The 18449-nt window shown below is 57.6% G+C and carries 20 protein-coding genes and 1 riboswitch; of the genes, 2 read left to right on the top strand and 18 right to left on the bottom strand.

Features of this window, described 5'->3' with window-relative positions; all coding sequences use genetic code 11:
• Nucleotide 1: 1 nt before the first annotated feature.
• From ABY734_RS07255 to ABY734_RS07180, 16 genes are all read right to left on the bottom strand, one after another.
• Entirely contained in the window at nt 2-904 is a 903-nt protein-coding gene (locus ABY734_RS07255) for an LOG family protein (RefSeq protein ID WP_372778301.1), read from the bottom strand.
• Between the two features lie 32 nt (nt 905-936).
• Nucleotides 937-1734 (bottom strand): thiazole synthase, encoded by a 798-nt coding sequence (locus tag ABY734_RS07250; RefSeq protein WP_372778300.1) that lies wholly within the window; start codon nt 1732-1734, stop codon nt 937-939.
• An 11-nt stretch (nt 1735-1745) separates the two neighbouring features.
• Complete coding sequence (gene thiS / locus ABY734_RS07245) at nt 1746-1949, bottom strand: sulfur carrier protein ThiS (RefSeq protein WP_372778299.1); 204 nt, start codon at nt 1947-1949, stop codon at nt 1746-1748.
• Nucleotides 1946-3031 carry an FAD-dependent oxidoreductase gene (locus ABY734_RS07240; RefSeq protein WP_372778298.1) on the bottom strand — a complete coding sequence of 362 codons (1086 nt, stop codon included), beginning with the start codon at nt 3029-3031 and terminating at the stop codon, nt 1946-1948. Before ABY734_RS07240 ends, thiS begins: the two co-directional genes overlap by 4 nt.
• A 16-nt stretch (nt 3032-3047) precedes the next feature.
• Nucleotides 3048-4928, bottom strand: coding sequence for a phosphomethylpyrimidine synthase ThiC (gene thiC, locus ABY734_RS07235; protein ID WP_372778297.1), 1881 nt, complete (start codon nt 4926-4928; stop codon nt 3048-3050).
• A 61-nt stretch (nt 4929-4989) separates the two neighbouring features.
• Nucleotides 4990-5090: riboswitch (TPP riboswitch) on the bottom strand.
• A 90-nt stretch (nt 5091-5180) separates the two neighbouring features.
• Complete coding sequence (locus ABY734_RS07230) at nt 5181-5621, bottom strand: thiol-disulfide oxidoreductase DCC family protein (protein ID WP_372778296.1); 441 nt, start codon at nt 5619-5621, stop codon at nt 5181-5183.
• Between the two features lie 59 nt (nt 5622-5680).
• Nucleotides 5681-6151 carry a phosphatidylglycerophosphatase A gene (locus ABY734_RS07225; RefSeq protein ID WP_372778295.1) on the bottom strand — a complete coding sequence of 157 codons (471 nt, stop codon included), beginning with the start codon at nt 6149-6151 and terminating at the stop codon, nt 5681-5683.
• Nucleotides 6148-7113: a thiamine-phosphate kinase gene (gene thiL, locus ABY734_RS07220; RefSeq protein WP_372778294.1), complete on the bottom strand. Its 966-nt coding sequence runs from the start codon at nt 7111-7113 to the stop codon at nt 6148-6150. The genes ABY734_RS07225 and thiL overlap by 4 nt, the downstream gene beginning before the upstream one ends.
• Complete coding sequence (nusB, locus tag ABY734_RS07215; protein ID WP_372778349.1) at nt 7114-7578, bottom strand: transcription antitermination factor NusB; 465 nt, start codon at nt 7576-7578, stop codon at nt 7114-7116.
• On the bottom strand, nt 7575-8048 hold the full coding sequence (ribE, locus tag ABY734_RS07210; RefSeq protein WP_372778293.1) for a 6,7-dimethyl-8-ribityllumazine synthase: 474 nt from the start codon (nt 8046-8048) through the stop codon (nt 7575-7577). Before ribE ends, nusB begins: the two co-directional genes overlap by 4 nt.
• Before the next feature lie 27 nt (nt 8049-8075).
• Nucleotides 8076-9215, bottom strand: coding sequence for a bifunctional 3,4-dihydroxy-2-butanone-4-phosphate synthase/GTP cyclohydrolase II (gene ribBA / locus ABY734_RS07205; protein WP_372778292.1), 1140 nt, complete (start codon nt 9213-9215; stop codon nt 8076-8078).
• Nucleotides 9216-9237: 22 nt separating this feature from the next.
• Nucleotides 9238-9900 carry a riboflavin synthase gene (locus ABY734_RS07200; RefSeq protein ID WP_372778291.1) on the bottom strand — a complete coding sequence of 221 codons (663 nt, stop codon included), beginning with the start codon at nt 9898-9900 and terminating at the stop codon, nt 9238-9240.
• Complete coding sequence (gene ribD, locus ABY734_RS07195) at nt 9900-11012, bottom strand: bifunctional diaminohydroxyphosphoribosylaminopyrimidine deaminase/5-amino-6-(5-phosphoribosylamino)uracil reductase RibD (RefSeq protein WP_372778290.1); 1113 nt, start codon at nt 11010-11012, stop codon at nt 9900-9902. The genes ABY734_RS07200 and ribD overlap by 1 nt, the downstream gene beginning before the upstream one ends.
• Complete coding sequence (gene nrdR / locus ABY734_RS07190; RefSeq protein WP_372778289.1) at nt 11012-11497, bottom strand: transcriptional regulator NrdR; 486 nt, start codon at nt 11495-11497, stop codon at nt 11012-11014. The genes ribD and nrdR overlap by 1 nt, the downstream gene beginning before the upstream one ends.
• A gap of 80 nt (nt 11498-11577) precedes the next feature.
• On the bottom strand, nt 11578-12840 hold the full coding sequence (gene glyA, locus ABY734_RS07185) for a serine hydroxymethyltransferase (protein WP_372778288.1): 1263 nt from the start codon (nt 12838-12840) through the stop codon (nt 11578-11580).
• A 125-nt stretch (nt 12841-12965) separates the two neighbouring features.
• Nucleotides 12966-13790 carry a PhzF family phenazine biosynthesis protein gene (locus tag ABY734_RS07180; protein ID WP_372778287.1) on the bottom strand — a complete coding sequence of 275 codons (825 nt, stop codon included), beginning with the start codon at nt 13788-13790 and terminating at the stop codon, nt 12966-12968.
• A 124-nt stretch (nt 13791-13914) separates the two neighbouring features.
• On the opposite strand from ABY734_RS07180, the gene egtB reads away from it, so the two are divergent.
• Nucleotides 13915-15150 carry an ergothioneine biosynthesis protein EgtB gene (egtB, locus tag ABY734_RS07175; RefSeq protein ID WP_372778286.1) on the top strand — a complete coding sequence of 412 codons (1236 nt, stop codon included), beginning with the start codon at nt 13915-13917 and terminating at the stop codon, nt 15148-15150.
• A complete protein-coding gene (gene egtD, locus ABY734_RS07170) occupies nt 15131-16093 on the top strand; it encodes an L-histidine N(alpha)-methyltransferase (protein WP_372778285.1) in 963 nt (320 codons plus the stop codon). Before egtB ends, egtD begins: the two co-directional genes overlap by 20 nt.
• A 303-nt stretch (nt 16094-16396) precedes the next feature.
• Here the strand turns inward: egtD and ABY734_RS07165 are convergent, their stop codons facing one another.
• Entirely contained in the window at nt 16397-17356 is a 960-nt protein-coding gene (locus tag ABY734_RS07165) for an alpha/beta hydrolase (RefSeq protein WP_372778284.1), read from the bottom strand.
• On the bottom strand, nt 17356-18420 hold the full coding sequence (gene fba / locus ABY734_RS07160) for a class II fructose-bisphosphate aldolase (protein ID WP_372778283.1): 1065 nt from the start codon (nt 18418-18420) through the stop codon (nt 17356-17358). Before fba ends, ABY734_RS07165 begins: the two co-directional genes overlap by 1 nt.
• Between the last annotated feature and the right edge of the window lie 29 nt (nt 18421-18449).

Below are 18449 nucleotides of genomic sequence, written 5' to 3'. Positions count from 1 at the left end.
TTCAATTCTCGCAATACTGCCGGATAATGGCCCAAGCCTGCTCGGCGCTGTCGACATAGGTAAACAGGTGGATATCTTCTTCGCTGATCATGCCGTAATCCACCAGCGCGTCAAAATTCAGCACCTTCTCCCAGAACTCGCGACCAAAAACCAGAATCGGCAGGCTTTTCACCTTCTGGGTCTGCAGCAGGGTCAGGGTTTCAAAAAACTCGTCAAGGGTACCGTAGCCGCCAGGGAAAACCACCAGCGCCTTGGCTCTCATCAGAAAATGCATTTTTCGCAGGGCAAAATAATGAAAGCGGAAGCTGAGTTCCGGAGTAATCCACTCATTGGGATGCTGCTCGTGCGGCAAGACAATATTAAGTGCAATACTCTCGGCACCCACATCATCAGCTCCCCGATTGGCTGCTTCCATAATACCGGGGCCACCACCAGTCATGACGTGCACCCGCGGCTTTCCGGGGGAGCCGGAATAGTGTTCGCCAATAATGCTCGCCAGACGGCGGGCTTCGTCGTAATAACTGCTCAGGCCGGCGCGTTTTTCGACGATCGCCAGATGACGCTGCATGGTCTCGTCATCAGGGTTTTCTGCCAATAGCTGTTTTGCCTGAGCGACCTGTTCAGCAGCCTTGTCGGGATCTGGCAGACGCGCACTGCCAAACATGACGATGGTCGCGTCGATTTCCCGCTCCTGCATGGTCATTTCCGGCTTCAGCAATTCCAGCTGCAGACGAATCGGGCGCAGCTCGGCGCGCAGTAGAAAATCTTCGTCGGTAAAGGCCAGCCGATAGGCGGAGGAGCGGGTTTGAGGGGTTTCTTCTACTTCGCGTGCGCGGTGCGCATCTTCAGCGGCGGAGGGAAAAGCGACATTACCAAAGCTGCGGCGGTTCTTTTTTTCACTCATCCAGTGCCCTTATTTCGTGGCGGGCGAGAGCCCTATTGTTGATGCCAGAACGGCATCCCCAGAGTCGGCGTGCTCGGACTGGCGGTCTGCCGCTCGGGCATGGCCCCGGCAAGATAACCCTGGCGACCGGCGCGAATCGCGTCGCGGAAGGCCTGTGCCATCAACACCGGATCGCTGGCCTGAGCCACCGCCGTGTTGAGCAGAATACCATCGTACCCCAATTCCAATGCCATGACTGCATGAGACGGCTTGCCGATACCGGCATCGACAATCAAGGGCATATCCGGCAGTCGCTCGCGAATGGTCTGCAGGTTATAGGGGTTCATCAACCCCCGGCCGGTGCCGATGGGCGAGCCCCAGGGCATCAATACTTCACAGCCGACATCGCGCAGCCGTTGACAGATCACCAGATCATCGGTGCAGTAGGGAAACACTTTAAAGCCCAGTGTGATCAGCTGTTCAGCGGCCTCGACGGTGGCGATAGGATCAGGCTGCAGGTTGTAGTCATCCCCAACCACTTCCAGTTTGATCCAATCGGTTTCAAACATCTCGCGACTCATCTGCGCGAGCGTGACCGCCTCTTTGACTGAATGGCAGCCAGCGGTATTGGGCAGCAAGGTTTTATCGAGCTTTTGAATATGCGTCCACAGCGACTGACCGCCAGCTTCTTCCGGCGATTGGCGGCGCAGGGACACAGTGATGATCTCGGCACCACTCGCTGCAATCGCCTCACTCATCACCTGCGGCGAGGGATAGAGCGCGCTGCCGATCAGCAGCCGGTTGCTAAAGGTTTCCCCGTACAGAGTCCAGTTATCTTGCGCTGCTATCATCATCTTCTGCCCTATCCGCCCTGCACCGGTGCCACCACATCAACCCGGTCGCCCGCCTGCAGGGATACATTTGCGTAGGTGGAACGCGGAACAAAGTCCTCGTTGACCGCTACTGCCACGCGCTGACAATCAAAACCCCATTCACCGAGCAGTTCGGCAAGGTTTTTGCCGCCGTCGATCTGCCGGCTTTCACTGTTCACACTGACTACAATCATTTTGCTTCTTTCAACTCTTGTGCCTGGACAAAAGCACCATCGCAATTTCCGGCCAGCGCCTTGATCGCCGAGGCCACTACCGTCGGCGCCAGCAAATAGCCGTGGCGATACAGGCCATTCATGCGCAGCAAACCATCACTGACCAGCACCTGCGGCAGATTGTCCGGCAGCGCCGGGCGACAGCGGGCGAAGCTGTGCACAATCTGCGCCTCGGCAAAACCCGAATGTACGCTGTAGAGAGCCGACAGCAACTCCAGTTGCGAGCGAACCGTTACCGGCGCCTGCGATTCACTCTCTATCTCGGTTGCACCCACCACATAAATATCGCCGGGCTTCGGCGTAATATAGAGGTGGTAGCGCGGATGCATTAACCTGACAGGCCGGCTCAGCCGCACTTCGGGCGCCCGCACCCACAATATTTCACCACGCACTCCTCGCACATCCGGCCAGTCGGTTTTTGCGCCGAAACCGCGACAATCGATGGCCCAGTCAAACCTTTCTGCACCAGCTGCAGTGTGCAATGTGCCAGCACTCACCGACTGCACCGCGACGTTGGCGCGCCACTCGGCGCCACCGGCCACAAGCGCGTGTTGCAATGCGACAAGCAGGGCCCGGTTGTCGAGGCAACCTTCTCCCGCCAACCAAAGTCCCTGCCGAAAGCTTGCCGGCAACTCCGGCTCCAGGGCGGAAATACCCGGTCGATCGAGCACCTTGACCTCCGGATCGTTGCCCGCGACCGCTTTTAGTTTCTGGGCAAAATGCTGCAGGCTGGCGCGGTCCAGATCGTGGGCGACCACGACCGATCCACTGTCATTCAACGCCACCACGTGAGAACTGCATTGCGCCAACTGCTGCAACAAGTCACGCCACTGGCCGAGCGCAGGCTTGCCCAGCGCAAACATCTCGGCACCGCTGGTTACCGCTTCGCTGTAGGGCGCCAGCATGGCCGCCGCCACGTATGCGGCACTGTTTGTGCCCAGCTCGTCACCGGCGTCAAACAAGGTGACCTTATGGCCCGCGCGCTGCAGTTGCCAGCCGAGCAGCCGACCCAAGAGACCAGCGCCGGCAATGCCTACGTTCATAGTGTCGCTCGAACCGTTAAACCTTGTGGTACAGCTCACTGCCCTGGGTTTTAAATTCCTCCGACTTTTTTGCCATCTCCGCTTCCAGCTCCTGCTGCGCAGCGTAGTCGCGCACTTCCTGAGTGATTTTCATGGAGCAGAATTTTGGGCCACACATGGAGCAGAAATGCGCCACTTTAGCCGATTCTTTCGGCAGTGTTTCGTCGTGGTATGCGCGAGCCGTATCCGGATCCAGGCCAAGGTTGAACTGGTCTTCCCAGCGGAATTCAAAGCGGGCTTTACTCAGCGCGTCGTCGCGCATCTGGGCGCCGGGGTGGCCCTTGGCCAGATCCGCCGCGTGGGCGGCAATCTTGTAGGTGATGATGCCTTCTTTCACATCGTCTTTATTGGGCAGACCCAAATGCTCTTTCGGCGTTACGTAGCAGAGCATGGCACAGCCGTACCAGCCAATCTGGGCCGCGCCGATACCAGACGTGATGTGATCATAGCCCGGTGCGATATCCGTCGTGAGCGGCCCAAGCGTGTAAAAAGGTGCCTCGTCGCAATGCTCCAGCTGCTTTTTCATATTGGCTTCGATCATGTGCATCGGCACGTGACCGGGGCCTTCGATCATCACCTGAACATCGTGCTTCCAGGCAATTTTGGTCAGCTCACCCAAGGTTTCCAGCTCACCGAATTGAGCCTCGTCGTTGGCATCGGCAATGGAGCCGGGACGCAAACCGTCGCCCAGCGAGAAGGACACATCGTAGGCCTTCATGATCTCGCAGATATCTTCGAAATGGGTGTAGAGGAAATTTTCCTTGTGGTGGGCCAGACACCACTTCGCCATGATCGAGCCACCGCGAGAGACAATGCCAGTCACCCGTTTTGCCGTCATGGGCACGTAGCGGAGCAATACACCGGCGTGAATGGTGAAATAATCGACGCCCTGTTCGGCCTGTTCAATCAGCGTATCGCGAAAGATTTCCCAGGTCAGGTCTTCGGCTACGCCATCGACTTTTTCCAGCGCCTGATAAATCGGCACGGTGCCCACCGGCACCGGCGAGTTGCGGATGATCCACTCGCGGGTTTCGTGGATGTTTTTGCCGGTCGACAAATCCATCATGGTATCGGCGCCCCAGCGAATGCCCCAAGTCAGCTTGGCAACTTCTTCCTCTATGGAAGAGCCCAGCGCCGAGTTGCCGATATTGCCGTTAATCTTAACCAGAAAATTCCGGCCAATAATCATCGGCTCCAGCTCCGGGTGATTGATATTGGCGGGGATGATGGCGCGGCCACGAGCTACTTCGTCGCGCACAAATTCCGGGGTGATTTCGTCGGGAATGGCGGCGCCAAAGGAGTTTCCCGGATGCTGCTGTTCAAGCACACCCTGCGCTTTGGCCTCGGCCAGCGCCATGTTTTCGCGGATGGCAATGTATTCCATCTCCGGGGTGATAATGCCCTGTCGCGCATAATGCATCTGGGAGACATTCTTGCCGGGTACTGCACGGCGCGGTTTGCGCTTGAGATCAAAACGCAGTTTTTCCAGAGTCAGATCGGCGGCGCGTTTTTTGCTGTATTCGGAGGTATCGCCGCTGAGTACCTCGGTGTCACCGCGCTGTTCGATCCAGTTCTCGCGCAGCGGCGCCAGACCTTTACGGATATCGATTTCAACATCCGGGTCGGTATAGGGGCCTGAGGTATCGTAGACCCGCACCGGCGCATTGGGCTCCAATCGGGTTTCACCGTCCTTGCCGGCTACCGGGGTCGGCGTGAGCTTGATCTCACGCATGGGCACACGCACGCCCGGGTTTTGCCCTTCAACATAAATTTTTGTAGAAGCCGGAAATGGTTGAACGGAATCGTGATCGACCTGAGCGGTCTCGCTCAGAAACTGGTATTCGGTAGACGTAGACATAGTACCCTCGCGCTGGCATTTAAGCCTGGATGGAGGGCGGGGAACAGAGGGCAGCCGCAGTGGCGGAAGAATTCTTGTTCCCTACGCCGGCATTATCCAGGTCAGGTTCAGCGGGTGATTCTCAGCCCGTTCCATCTGGAACCGGCACCCCGACAAGAGCGGGCAGTGTAGCCCCGATAGGCGCAGCGGTGCAAGGCGCAAGTGAACGCAATTGTTGACTTCAAAAAGCTCCAGGCCAAGTAGCTGAAAGCGCTAGTCATTTCCCAGAAATCGCTGCCGATGGTTTTCCTCAGGGAGAATACACCGCTCGTATTTCCCGAAAATACGATAACGATTCACGGCAATGCGCCGATACAACCAGTTTCGCAATGGTCGCGGCACCAGCCAGCCGATTGCGAGAAGGGGCCAGGGCAATGGCAGTTGCCACAACACCCGGATCAGGGCTATAGACTGGGTGTACAGTTCCGGCCCCTCAATCAGCAGCAGGGTTTCATACTGATCGAGCGACAAACCATACCATTTAAGAATGGCCTGTCCCTCCGGCGACTGCACGGTCGCGAGGCGGAAGCGGCGGTGTTTATCGAATCGGATCAGAAAACGCGCCCAGGCAGAGCAGAGTTTGCAAACTCCATCGAACAGAATAACGCGATCTCGCTGGCCTATTCCGGGGGCACATTCGACTGGCTGCGACATGAAACCTCCGCGTTCGTCATGATGACACCAAATATTTCGGCACCTTAATGCTCGAAACGCTAAGCGATATAAAACAACGCGATCTGCAAGATTACCGCCGCAAAAACGCCCGCCAGCACATCGTCGATCATAATACCAAAACCGCCGTGGACCTTTTTATCGAGCCATTTGATCGGCCAGGGTTTGGCGATGTCGAACAAGCGAAAGAGAGCAAACCCGGCAATCACCCAGAGCGGTTCGGCAGGCACGGCAATCATGGTAATCCAGAAACCGACGAACTCGTCCCAGACGATGCTGCCGTGGTCGTGGACACCCATGGCTTTGGCGGTATAACCGCAGCAAAACACACCAAAAAGAAAGGTAACCGCCAACACGGCAATATAGAAGGGCAACTCCAGCTGGGACAAACCGAGCCAAAGGGGGACCGCCATCAGGGTGCCGAAAGTACCCGGTGCTTTCGGCGACAGGCCAGAGCCAAAACCAAAACTGGCGAGGTGAATCGGGTTACGGCAAAGCGCTGGTAAGTTCATTGGAAGTGCAAATATCCCATGTTGTTATAGTGTGTCAGATCAATAGGCGCACCCTCGCGAACCAGATTTAACCCGGCTCCGGAGGCGACAGCACCCACGCGCGAGCACCGAATATTGTGTTCAGCCGCAAGCGCGTAGATGGTTTCACGCCGCGCTGCACTGGCGGTAAAACACAACTGATAGTCATCGCCGCCCGTCAGGGCATACGCTTCGGCAACTTCTCGCGAGTAAGTAGCTTGCAGCGCCGCCGAGAGCGGTAGAGCGTCCACTTCCAACTCGGCGCTGGCACCACTGGCCTGAAGGACATGACCGAGATCGGCGGCCAGACCGTCGGACAGGTCGATCGCCGCGCTGGCGACACCGAGAAGACCCGCAGAAAATTCGAGCGGCGGTTCGGCGCAATAATACTGCGCCATAAATACCTGCTCCGCCTCACTGAATGCTGTGTTTTCCAGACAATCCAGGGCTGCGCGGGCATCCCCTAACGTCCCTGTTACCCAGATATCATCGCCAGGCCTAGCACCGCTGCGCAGCAGGGCTTTGCCTGCCGGAACCTCACCAAACACCTGTACCGACAGACACAAAGGCCCACGCGTGGTATCGCCACCGACCAAAGGTATCGCAAAAAAGCGCGAAGCCTCCGCCAGGCCTTTGGAAAAGGCGGCGAGCCAGGTTTCATCCGCTTGTGGCAGGGTAAGCGCCAAACAGAAACCCACAGGACGGGCACCACAGGCACCTAGATCACTGACCGCAGCCGCCAGCACGCGCCAGCCCAGCCCGCTGACGTCCGGCGTTTTCGGGAAATGTACGCCTTCCACCATGGTGTCGATGGAGGTGCACAGAGTGTGGCCGGGAGAAAGTGAAAGCTCAGCGCAGTCGTCACCGATGCCGGTCACAACCGCCGAGCCCTGCTGAAAGGAAGAGAAATAACGCCGAATCAAGTCAAATTCGGAGAGTGCCATTTATTTGCGGGCGGCTGCCATTTCAATTTTACGGGTATTGGCTGCCACTTTATCCAGAATGGAATTGATGTAACGGTGGCCATCGGTGGCGCCAAAACGCTTGGCCAGATTGACACACTCGTTGATGACGACTTTGTAGGGCACATCGATGCGGTTCTTGAGCTCCCACACGCCCATGCGCAGCAGGCTCAGTTCAATCGGGTCCAGGTCGCTCAACTTGCGATCCAGCAGGGGTTCGAATTCATCCTGCAGCTCGTTCAGATTCGCGGGAATGTCATGCAGCATCTCACCGAAATACTCGGTATCCACATGCTTCATGTCGTAGTCGGTCAGAAACTGGGCCTGTATTTCGTGCAACGGCTGCTTGGCCATCTCCCACTGGTAGAGGGCCTGAAGGGCATAATGCCGCGCCTTGCGACGCAGCGCCGGTAAATTGTTCTCGGGTGCTTGCGACACTGATATCAGCCTATATTCTTGAGCAGGCTGACCATTTCCAGCGCTGACAGGGCCGCTTCTTCACCTTTGTTGCCCGCCTTAGTGCCGGCGCGCTCAATGGCCTGTTCGATGGTGTCGACGGTCAGTACGCCAAAAGCAACCGGCAGACCCGACTGCATGGACACCTGCGCCAGACCTTTGGTGCACTCGCCCGCCACATACTCAAAATGGGGGGTGCCGCCGCGAATCACCGCACCGAGGGCGATGATCGCATCGTATTTTTTGGTCTCGGCTACTTTCTGGCAGACCAGCGGAATTTCAAAAGCGCCCGGCGCACGCACCACGGTAATATCACCTTCGGCAATGCCGTGACGGATCAGACAGTCTTTGGCGCCGTCCAGCAGGCTTTCCACCACAAAGGCATTCCAGCGGCCAACCACAATCGCGTATTTGCCCTCGCAGTTGGCAAAAGTGCCTTCAATGGGTTTGTTCGTGCTCATAGTCTGTTTCCCAAAACGTAAAAAGGATTAGTGCTCAGCCGGGGTAACATCCCCATCGGCGCTGACAAATTCGGCGATATCCAGGTCAAAACCGGAGATCGCATTATACTTGATCGGCGCGCCCATCAGGCGGATTTTGCCAACCCCCAAATCGCGCAGGATCTGGGAGCCGAGGCCGACGTTCATATAGGTATTCTGGTGCTGGGCGCTGTCACCCATCGGCGCAGGCTTGTTGCCGCGCGCGATATCAAGACTGCTGATCAGGTCAGCAGAGGACTCGGCATTGGCCAACAACACCACCACGCCACCGTCTTCTGAAATCTTTTTGAGGCAGCGGTTCATATTCCAGCCACTGTTCTCACCCGGCAACTGGATATGCAACAGGTCGCGAATCGACGAGCCCAGATGTACCCGCACCAGCACCGGTGTTTCGTGATCTATCGCACCTTTGGTAACGGCGAAGTGAACGTCGTTATTCACATCATCCCGGTAGCTGTGTAGCTGGAACTCACCGAAATCGGTGTTGATGGTTTCCACTGCCAGCTTGTGAATAGTCTGCTCGTTCACTACCCGGTAGTGAATCAGATCGGCAATGGTGCCGATCTTGATATCGTGTTTCTCGGCAAAGGCTTCCAGATCCGGACGGCGCGCCATGGTGCCATCGTCGTTCATGATCTCACAGATCACACCGGAAGCACCGAAACCCGCCAGACGCGCCAGATCACAGGCCGCTTCGGTATGGCCTGCGCGGGTCAACACACCACCGCTTTCCGCCATCAACGGAAAGATATGACCGGGCTGAACAATATCTTCAGCGGTGGCATTTTTCGCCGCCGCCACTCGCACCGTGTGCGCGCGATCAGCGGCCGAAATACCGGTAGTAACGCCTTCTTTGGCCTCAATCGACAGCGTGAATTTGGTGCCAAAGCCCGAGGCATTGCGATCCACCATCAGTGGCAAACCCAGGCTTTCACAGCGACTGCGGGTCATCGGCATGCAAATCAGGCCGCGGGCATGCATGGCCATAAAGTTGATATCCTGGGGCCGCACGCACTCGGCAGCCATGACGATATCGCCTTCGTTTTCGCGATCTTCGTCGTCCATCAGGATCACCATCTTGCCGAGGCGTATATCCTGAATCAGTTCTTCTACCGTGTTGAGCTTCATAATCCTTCCCAATGTCAGAGCGCTAGCGTTTGCGCCCGGTAAAACCGTGTTCTGCCAAAAAGGCCTCGCTGAGTCGCGAACCGCTCTGTGATTTTTCACCCTGAAGCAAACGCTCAAGGTAGCGGGCAATTACATCCACTTCCAGGTTGACCCTCGTCCCCGGCTGGTAGTGGGTAATAATCGTTTCGGCCGCCGTGTGCGGCACAATGTTCAATTCTACGCCATCTTCGCTCAGGGCGTTGATGGTCAGACTCACACCGTCGATGCAGATCGAACCCTTGTGCGCCGTGTATTTGCGCAAGGGTTCGGGCACTGTCACCGACAGCCTGATGGAGCGGGCATCTTCGTGTCGGGCCACCACCTCGCCGGTACCGTCAATATGGCCGCTGACAATATGACCGTCAAACCGACTGTCGGCGCGCATTGCCCGCTCGAGATTCACCGGCGCACCGGTTTTCAAGGCGCCCAGCGTCGCCAGCGACAGGGTTTCCCGCGATACGTCGGCCGTAAAGCCGGAGCCAGTGAGGCTGGTCACGGTCAGACATACGCCATTGGTGGCAATGCTGTCGCCGAGTTTCACCGCACTCAGATCCAGATCGCCGGCGTCGATTGTCAGACGTTTGTCGCCGCCTGCATCCGCTATCGCGGCAATCCTGCCGACAGCTTCAATAATGCCGGTAAACATCAATGCGCCACCGTATGCAGGGTCGCATCAAGACGCCAGTCAGTGCCAATCGCGCGAATACCGTCAATATGAACTCGGCGCTGCGTGTTCATCTCATCCAAGGGCAGTTCAAACAGAGGCCGGGCCTTGCTGCCGAGCAGCGTAGGCGCCATATACACCGTCAAGGCATCGAGCAGCTCAGCCTGTAAAAAAGCGCCCGCCAGGGTGGCACCACTTTCCACCAGCACTTCGTTGCACTGCCGGCGGCCCAGTTCTTTCAATACCGCCGCAAGCTCAACCCGGCCGTCGGCTCCCGCCAGTATCATAACTTCGGCTCCGGCGGCCTCCAGTCTTTGGCGCAACTCCGGGGCGTCCACCGCGCCAATCACCAGTACCGGGCCGCCGCCTTGAAAGAGCTTGCCGTCAAGCGGCGTGCGCAGACGAGAGTCGAGAATCACTCGCAGCGGCTGGCGGCATTGTTCAGCGGGCAATTCGGCCTGTTCCGGCCGCACAGTTAACGCAGCATCGTCGTGAATCAGCGTTTCCACCCCACTGACGATGGCGCAGCTCGCCGCACGCAGGCGCTGGACATCGCGCCGAGCGGCCGCGCCGGTTATCCACTGGCTTTCACCCGAGGCCATGGCAGTCCGACCGTCCAGACTCATCGCCAGCTTGGCCCGCACGCGCGGCAAGCCGGTTTTCATCCGCTTAATAAAACCGGGGTTAAGCGCTTCGGCTTCACGCTGCTGAAGGCCCACCTCAACGTGAATACCAGCATCACGCAGTAACTGAATGCCGCGCCCGGAAACCTGCGGGTTTGGGTCTTCCATCGCCACAACCACTCGCTTGATGCCCGCCTTAATCAAGGCCTCAGCGCACGGTGGTGTTTTGCCGTGGTGTGAACAGGGTTCCAGGCTGACATAGGCGGTTGCGCCTTGGGTTTGTTCGCACCGGGCCAATGCGTTGACTTCCGCGTGGCCTTCTCCGGCACGCTGGTGCCAACCCTCAGCCAGCAGTTCATTGTCGCGCACCAGCACACAGCCCACGTTGGGATTAGGGCTGGTGCTGTAGCGACCCCGCCCGGCTAACTGAATGGCGCGCGCCATCCAGCACGCATCGAGAGCCGCATCCATTACTGGCCACCCGTCTCCGGCTTGTTAGAAATAGGGTTCGCAGAGAGGCGATCGATCTCGGCGCGAAATTCGTCGAGATCCTGAAAACTGCGGTAAACGGAGGCAAAGCGCACGTAGGCCACGTGATCAATTTTCTGCAGGTGGTCCATTACCAGCTCACCTACCAGCAGGGACGGAATTTCACGTTCGCCCTTGGATTGCAGCACCCGCTTGATATCAGTGATGGTCGCCTCGATCTTTTCAACACTGACCGCGCGCTTTTCCAGTGCCCGCAGAATCCCGGCACGCAGCTTTTCTTCATCGAAGGGTTCGCGGCGATCATTGCTTTTAATGACTTTCGGCATCAAAAGCTCGGCACTCTCATAGGTAGTAAAGCGCTCAGCACAGGAAAGACACTCGCGACGACGACGCACCTGCCCGCCCTCGGCGACCAGACGTGAGTCGATGACTTTGGTGTCTTCAAATGTGCAGAAGGGGCAGCGCATGAATCGAGTCTCGAAAAGGCTTTATGCGACAGGAGTTTAGCACAAGCGCAGAGCCGAACCCTGCGCTTGTAGCTGCTCGATCAGGCGTAAACCGGGAAGCGCTTGCAGATTTCCAGCACCTTGGCTTTAACCTCTGCGATCACCTGCTCGGAATTGCCGTTTTCGAGGCTTTCCAACACGTCGCACATCCAGCCCGCCAGCTCTTTACACTCGGCTTCTTTAAAACCGCGCGTGGTAACTGCCGGTGTGCCAACGCGTAGACCGCTGGTAATAAAGGGGGAACGCGGATCGTTGGGTACCGCATTTTTGTTTACGGTGATATTGGCTTCACCCAGCGCCGCATCCGCATCTTTGCCGGTGTAGGGCTTGCCGATCAGATCGACCAGCATCAGGTGGTTTTCGGTACCGCCGGAGACGATGTTGATACCGCGCTCGATAAAGGTCGCCGCCATCGCCTGGGCATTTTTTACCACTTGCGCCTGATAGGTTTTGAACTCGGGCTCCATGGCCTCTTTAAAGCTCACCGCTTTGGCTGCGATAACGTGCATCAGTGGGCCGCCCTGACCACCGGGGAATACCGCAGAATTGAATTTCTTCTCCAGAGCCTCGTTGGCCTTGGCCAGAATCAGGCCGCCGCGCGGGCCGCGCAGGGTTTTGTGGGTGGTGGTGGTCACCACGTCGGCAAAGGGAATCGGGTTGGGGTAGACACCCGCTGCAACCAGACCCGCCACGTGGGCCATATCCACCATCAGGTAGGCGTCAACCTTATCTGCAATCTCGCGGAAGCGGGCCCAGTCCACAATGCCGCTGTAGGCCGAAAAGCCCGCGACGATCATCTTAGGCTTGTGCTCCAGCGCCAGTGCTTCTACCTGATCGTAATCGATCAGGCCGGTTTCCGGATTCAGGCCGTACTGCACGGAGTTGTAGATCTTGCCCGAGAAGTTGGGTTTGGCACCGTGCGTCAGGTGACCGCCCGCATCCAGGCTCATACCCAGGACGGTCTCACCGGGCAGCAGCAGGGCCTGATACACCGCTGAATTGGCCTGCGAGCCGGAGTGGGGCTGAACGTTGGCGTAGTCGGCGCCGAACAGGGCCTTGGCACGCTCGATGGCCAGCTCTTCCGCCTTGTCGACGAATTCGCAGCCGCCGTAGTATCGTTTTCTGGGGTAGCCTTCCGCGTATTTATTGGTCAGCACAGTGCCTTGCGCCTGAATCACACGCGGGCTGGTGTAGTTTTCAGAAGCAATCAGCTCAATGTGCTCTTCCTGGCGAGTTTCCTCTTCCTGGATGGCATTCCAAATATCGTCGTCATAACCGGCAATGGCCATGTCTTTAGAAAACATTCACGGTCTCCCACAGAAGTGATTCATGTGCTGCCGGGCAGCGGGCTGGAAAAGGCGCGCATTGTACAATAATTGGGCCTTTGAGGCACCCCGAAATCGGGGCGCCCGGTGATTCAGCAAAAGCCTCAGCCGGTGACGAATTCGTTGGTGAAAAACGAGCCGCTCAGCTGCCTGACTGTGCGCAACTTGGCCTGCCCCTTTAACAGCACCCGCTCACCCTGCACTGTGCAGTAGATTTCGCCGCCGCGCTCGGACAGCTGGTGGGCCAGCAGCTCCTTTTTGCCCAGCTTGTCGGCCCAGAAGGGCGCCAACGAACAATGGGCGCTGCCGGTGACGTCATCTTCATCAATACCGTAATTGGGCGCAAAAAAGCGGGACACAAAGTCGCACTCCTCGCCGGGCGCGGTCAAAATCAGGCCGCCTTCCGGCACCTTGCGCAGCAAATCCATGTCCGGTTCGATCGCCAGCACCTCACCTTCGGTTGCCACCTCCGCAATCCAGTTGCCCGCCTTGACCTGAGCGCGGTAGCCCTTGACCTCGCCCTCAAGGTCCAGCGCTTTCAGAATCTCGTCGGGAAGTTCAGCCGGCTCCACGCTTTGCGCAGGGAAATCCAGAGTCAGGTAGTCGCCGTCCACGGTCACCGTCAGATCACCGCTGCGACTGGAAAAGGTCAGCGTGCCCTCCTCCCCGGCAATTTCCGCCAGCACCCAGCCCGCCGTGAGTGTAGCGTGGCCGCACAAATCCACTTCGACGGTGGGTGTAAACCAGCGGATATTCCAGCGCTTGTCGCCCTCTTCAGGCACCAGATAAGCGGTTTCGGCAAAGCCCATTTCCGCGGCAATTGCCTGCATCTGACCCTCCTGCAGTGGCGACTTCAGCAGACAAACTCCGGCAGTATTGCCGCGATACTGGTCGCTAACAAAAGCATCCACTTGATATATTTTCATCATAACGGCAGGTTAACCTTTCTCACATGGTCATTATTGATGGTGTAGTGATCGGCGAATGCAGCGAAGCCCGTACTGAAGCGCGGGCACTTGCTCACAATAACCTCTGACAAAATAAGGCCCGTTTATGCCCAAGGCTCAAGCCGCAAGCAGTATACAGCCAACCCTGCTGCAGTCTTACACGCGGGTAAGACAGTTCAGTGAACAACTCTGCGAAACACTCACCGCCGAGGACGCCTGCATTCAGTCGATGCCCGATGTCAGCCCGAGCAAGTGGCATCTGGCCCACACCACCTGGTTTTTTGAGCAGTTTATCCTCGCAGAAAGCCGTAAAGGCTACCAGCCGTTTCACCCACAATACGCCTTTCTGTTCAACAGCTATTACATCTCCAAGGGCGAACGCCACGCCCGCCCCGAGCGCGGTCTACTGTCGCGCCCCACGCTGCAGGAGATTCGCCAGTACCGCCACGCTATTGACCAGCAATTGCTGGAATGGCTGAGTGAACCGGAGGCGCTGACCGACGAGATCGCCGGGCTGATCACCCTCGGCCTTAACCACGAGCAACAGCATCAGGAACTGCTGCTCATGGATATCAAACATGTCTTTTCCTGCAACCCGCTACTACCGGCCTTCAGCGACCAACCTCTGCTGCCAACTGAGCCCGTCGAGCCCACCTGGCAGGAACATCCGGGCGGACTGATTGACATTGGACACACAGACGAGGGGTTTGCCTTTGACAACGAACAGCCGCGTCACAAGGTCTGGCTCGAGCCCTTTGCTCTGGCCAATCAGCTGGTCAGCAACAGCGACTGGCTGACCTTTATCAAAGACGGTGGCTACGAAACTGCTTCGCTCTGGCTATCGGAAGGCTGGGATTGGTGCCAACAGCAGACCCACAAGGCACCGCTGTATTGGCAAAAACGGGACGGTCAGTGGATGGAGTTTACCCTGCACGGCCTGCAGCCACTCGACCCGCACCGCCCAGTCTGCCATATCAATTACTACGAGGCCGCGGCCTATGCTGAGTGGTCCGGCGCCCGCCTGCCCCGGGAAGCGGAGTGGGAAGTACTGGCCGAGCACAACTCCTGCCTGCACACTCTCCACCCCAACGGACACGACTTTTTCGGTCAACTGTGGCAGTGGACCGCTTCACCCTATCAGGCCTACCCTGGATTCAAAGCACTGCCCGGCAGTCTGGGCGAATACAATGGCAAGTTTATGGCCTCGCAGATGGTGCTGCGGGGCAGCGCCTGCATTACCCCGCCCGGACACGAAAGACTGACTTACCGTAACTTTTTCTACCCTCACCAGCGCTGGCAGTTTGCCGGTCTAAGGCTTGCCCGTGACAGCTCAACTGATTGATCTGCAACCCGATAACAGCACCCTGTTGGAGGAGTCGATCGCCGGACTCAAGGCCAACCCCCGGCGCTTGCCCTGCAAGTATTTTTACGACGCCGAAGGTGCCCGACTGTTTGAGCAAATCTGCGAGCTGCCCGAGTATTACCCGACGCGCACAGAGATCGGCATACTCAAACGCTTTCTGCCGGAAATGGCCCGGCTTATCGGCCCCCGAGCGCGCGTGGTCGAGTACGGTAGCGGCGAAGGCCTGAAAATTCGGCTGCTACTGGACGCCCTGCAAACCCCCGCCGCCTATACCGCCATTGATATTTCCCGCGAGCAATTGCGGCTCGCCGCCAGCCAGCTGAGCCGGGACTACCCTGAGGTGGACATTCAGCCGGTCTGCGCTGACTACAGCAGTGCACTCGACTTGCCTCAACCGCACCATGCCTTTGAGCGCACGGTGGTTTTCTTCCCCGGCTCGACCATTGGCAACTTTGCCCCCGCGGAGGCCGTCGCCATGATGCGGCGTTTTGCGGCACTGGCCCGGCAAGGGCAACAGCCCGGCGGCCTGCTGATTGGCGTCGACCTGAAAAAATCCCGACAGAGGATAGAGGCGGCCTACAACGACGCCCTCGGCCTGACCGCAAAATTCAATCTGAACTTACTGCGAAGGCTGAATCGGGAAGTAGGTGCTAACTTTCAGCTGGACTACTGGCAACACAGAGCCTTCTGGAATGAACGCCAGGGCGCCATTGAAATGCATCTGGTGAGCCAGCGCGAACAGGTGGTGCACATCAACGGCGACAGCTTTTCCTTTACTGCCGGCGACAGCGTCCATACCGAAAACAGCTTTAAATACACGCCAGAGGAATTTATCGCACTCGCAGCTGAGGCCGGCTTCCGCTCGGCGGGGGTGTGGACCGACGACGAATCGCTGTTTAGCGTGCACTACCTGACCCTGTGAACTGGGCCCGGACAACCCATTCAGTCGCTATAGTCATCATTAGGTACATGCGCTTATAAGACGAAGTAGATCCACGCATATCCGGCTTTATACGCACTCACTATCATGGAGTCATCACTGATAATGAGAAGAGCCAGCCATGCAATCCATTGCCGCGTTAGTCACACAACAGCCTCAGGCCGAAGCAGTTTCCGGAGAAGCCGGATCCACTGTCTTGATGGGATTGCTGTCAAACCGGTACCACTCCCTGACTGAAGCTGTTCACCGGGACAACCTAGACGTGCTGCACGAGCTGTCTTGCCTTCAGCCTTCCGAACTGGAAGCCACGAATCCGTTTACCTGAGACCAGATTCGTGCGCGAATCGCCTCCGACTCGTTGACCAGATGATGACGCGCACCATTGAGGTGACAGAACACCGCATTCGGAAAATGCTCCCGAATCACGGGCAGGTTGAAGCGCCAGTCCACCGTATCATCCGCATCGCCCTGCACTACCAGCACCGACTTCAGTGAACTGGGCAGGCGGTGAAATTCCGGCTCCCAGAGCTTGAGCGCATTTACCCAACTCATCGGCAGTACCTTGCACTGCAGCACATCCACCTCGCGCAGCCAGGCACAGAACTCCGCATCGCCGGAATTTTCTGCCCAACGCCTGGGCAGACTGGGAATCACTCGACCAATCAGCTGATGCAGTGGCTTGCCCCAGCGCCAGCCCTTGGGCCTGACCAGCGGTGCGAGCAGAACCACCTTGTCAAACGCGTTACCGCCCTGCAGCAAGTAGGTCATCAGAATGGCGCCACCTGTGCTCTGCGCCAGCGCGATTTTGCCCTTCGGTAAATCAAACTGTGCCGCGGCATCAAAGGCGTCGTGTAAAACCTGCAGATACTGATCAAAGCGATCGATCTCAGCACGCTTGCCGCTGGACAATCCATGCCCCGGCAGATCGTAAACCACCACGGCAAAGTGGCGATCCAGGCAGTACTTGATCGCATGTTTGAACAAGCCGGCGTGATCGTAAAAACCGTGATAGAGAAAGGCGGTTTTTTCTGCGTTCTGAGGAATAAAAACGTGCGCGGCGATATCGAAGCCAGCAGAGGGGAAGACACCGAAATGGTGGATTAAACCCTGATACTGATTTTCAAAATCAATGCCGTAAAACTTGAAATAGGCCTGCGCCAGCGGAGAATTTTCCGCCGACGCAGACAAATTGGGCAAACGCAGAGAGTCGCGGCTGTCCGCCGCCAGCGTGAGCCAATCGCTCATCAATTAACCTTGGCGTCGAGCTCACCGTCAGCGTAGCGCTCGAACATGGCTTCCAGCGACAGCGGTTTGATCTTGCTCGCGTTACCGGCTGTACCAAAAGCCTCATAGCGCGCGATACAGATATCCTTCATCGCCTTGGTGGTTTCTTTCAGGTATTTGCGCGGATCGAACTCAGCGCGGTTTTCCGCCAAGAATTTGCGCACGGCCCCGGTAGAGGCCAATCGAAGGTCAGTGTCAATATTAACCTTGCGCACACCGTGCTTGATGCCTTCAACAATTTCCTCAACCGGCACGCCGTAGGTTTCAGGGATTTCGCCACCAAACTCATTGATGATCGCCAGCCAGTCCTGCGGCACGCTGGACGAGCCGTGCATCACCAGATGGGTATCGGGGATGCGCTTGTGAATGGCTTTGATGCGCTCAATCGCCAGAATATCGCCTGAGGGCGGACGGCTGAACTTATAGGCGCCGTGACTGGTGCCAATGGCAATGGCCAGCGCATCCACATTGGTTTTGGCGACAAAGTCGGCCGCTTCTTCAGGGTCCGTCAGCAGCTGGTCGTGGCTCAAAGTACCCTCTGCACCAACACCATCTTCTTCACCGGCCTGGCCGGTTTCCAGTGAGCCCAGACAACCCAGCTCACCCTCTACCGATACACCACAGGCGTGAGCCATATCCACGACGCGGCGAGTAACGTTCACGTTGTAGTCGTAATCGGCGGGGGTTTTGCCGTCTTCACGCAGCGAGCCATCCATCATCACCGAGCTAAAGCCCAGCTGGATGGAGCGCTGACAGACATCGGGGCTGGTGCCGTGATCCTGATGCATGACCACCGGAATTTCCGGGAACTCTTCGATCGCCGCCAGAATCAGGTGCCGCAGGAAAGGTGCACCCGCGTACTTACGGGCACCGGCCGAAGCCTGCATGATCACCGGGCTGTCAGTTTCGCGCGCCGCTTCCATAATGGCGCGGGTCTGCTCAAGGTTGTTGACGTTAAACGCCGGAACGCCGTAGCCGTATTCGGCGGCGTGGTCCAGCAACTGTCGCATGCTGATTAGGGCCATGATTTACCTCAGTTTTTTCAGAATTTTCG

It is taken from the genome of Litorivivens sp., from assembly GCF_041624475.1.
In the GTDB taxonomy this organism is placed as follows: Bacteria; Pseudomonadota; Gammaproteobacteria; order Pseudomonadales; family Spongiibacteraceae; genus Litorivivens.
The sequence above is the reverse complement of the archived record's forward strand: the minus strand, read 5'-3'. Positions and strand labels throughout refer to the sequence as shown.

Excerpts from the sequence above, each read along its gene's own strand:
- ABY734_RS07240 (WP_372778298.1), bottom strand. The coding sequence starts at position 3,031 with ATGAACGTAGGCATTGCCGGCGCTGGTCTCTTGGGTCGGCTGCTCGGC.
- fba (WP_372778283.1), bottom strand. The coding sequence starts at position 18,420 with ATGGCCCTAATCAGCATGCGACAGTTGCTGGACCACGCCGCCGAATAC.
- thiS (WP_372778299.1), bottom strand. The coding sequence starts at position 1,949 with ATGATTGTAGTCAGTGTGAACAGTGAAAGCCGGCAGATCGACGGCGGC.
- glyA (WP_372778288.1), bottom strand. The coding sequence starts at position 12,840 with ATGTTTTCTAAAGACATGGCCATTGCCGGTTATGACGACGATATTTGG.
- ABY734_RS07250 (WP_372778300.1), bottom strand. The coding sequence starts at position 1,734 with ATGATAGCAGCGCAAGATAACTGGACTCTGTACGGGGAAACCTTTAGC.
- thiC (WP_372778297.1), bottom strand. The coding sequence starts at position 4,928 with ATGTCTACGTCTACCGAATACCAGTTTCTGAGCGAGACCGCTCAGGTC.
- ribBA (WP_372778292.1), bottom strand. The coding sequence starts at position 9,215 with ATGAAGCTCAACACGGTAGAAGAACTGATTCAGGATATACGCCTCGGC.
- ABY734_RS07200 (WP_372778291.1), bottom strand. The coding sequence starts at position 9,900 with ATGTTTACCGGCATTATTGAAGCTGTCGGCAGGATTGCCGCGATAGCG.
- ABY734_RS07165 (WP_372778284.1), bottom strand. The coding sequence starts at position 17,356 with ATGAGCGATTGGCTCACGCTGGCGGCGGACAGCCGCGACTCTCTGCGT.
- ABY734_RS07255 (WP_372778301.1), bottom strand. The coding sequence starts at position 904 with ATGAGTGAAAAAAAGAACCGCCGCAGCTTTGGTAATGTCGCTTTTCCC.
- thiL (WP_372778294.1), bottom strand. The coding sequence starts at position 7,113 with ATGGCACTCTCCGAATTTGACTTGATTCGGCGTTATTTCTCTTCCTTT.
- egtB (WP_372778286.1), top strand. The coding sequence starts at position 13,915 with ATGCCCAAGGCTCAAGCCGCAAGCAGTATACAGCCAACCCTGCTGCAG.
- ribD (WP_372778290.1), bottom strand. The coding sequence starts at position 11,012 with ATGGATGCGGCTCTCGATGCGTGCTGGATGGCGCGCGCCATTCAGTTA.
- ABY734_RS07225 (WP_372778295.1), bottom strand. The coding sequence starts at position 6,151 with ATGAACTTACCAGCGCTTTGCCGTAACCCGATTCACCTCGCCAGTTTT.
- ribE (WP_372778293.1), bottom strand. The coding sequence starts at position 8,048 with ATGAGCACGAACAAACCCATTGAAGGCACTTTTGCCAACTGCGAGGGC.
- nrdR (WP_372778289.1), bottom strand. The coding sequence starts at position 11,497 with ATGCGCTGCCCCTTCTGCACATTTGAAGACACCAAAGTCATCGACTCA.
- ABY734_RS07230 (WP_372778296.1), bottom strand. The coding sequence starts at position 5,621 with ATGTCGCAGCCAGTCGAATGTGCCCCCGGAATAGGCCAGCGAGATCGC.
- ABY734_RS07180 (WP_372778287.1), bottom strand. The coding sequence starts at position 13,790 with ATGATGAAAATATATCAAGTGGATGCTTTTGTTAGCGACCAGTATCGC.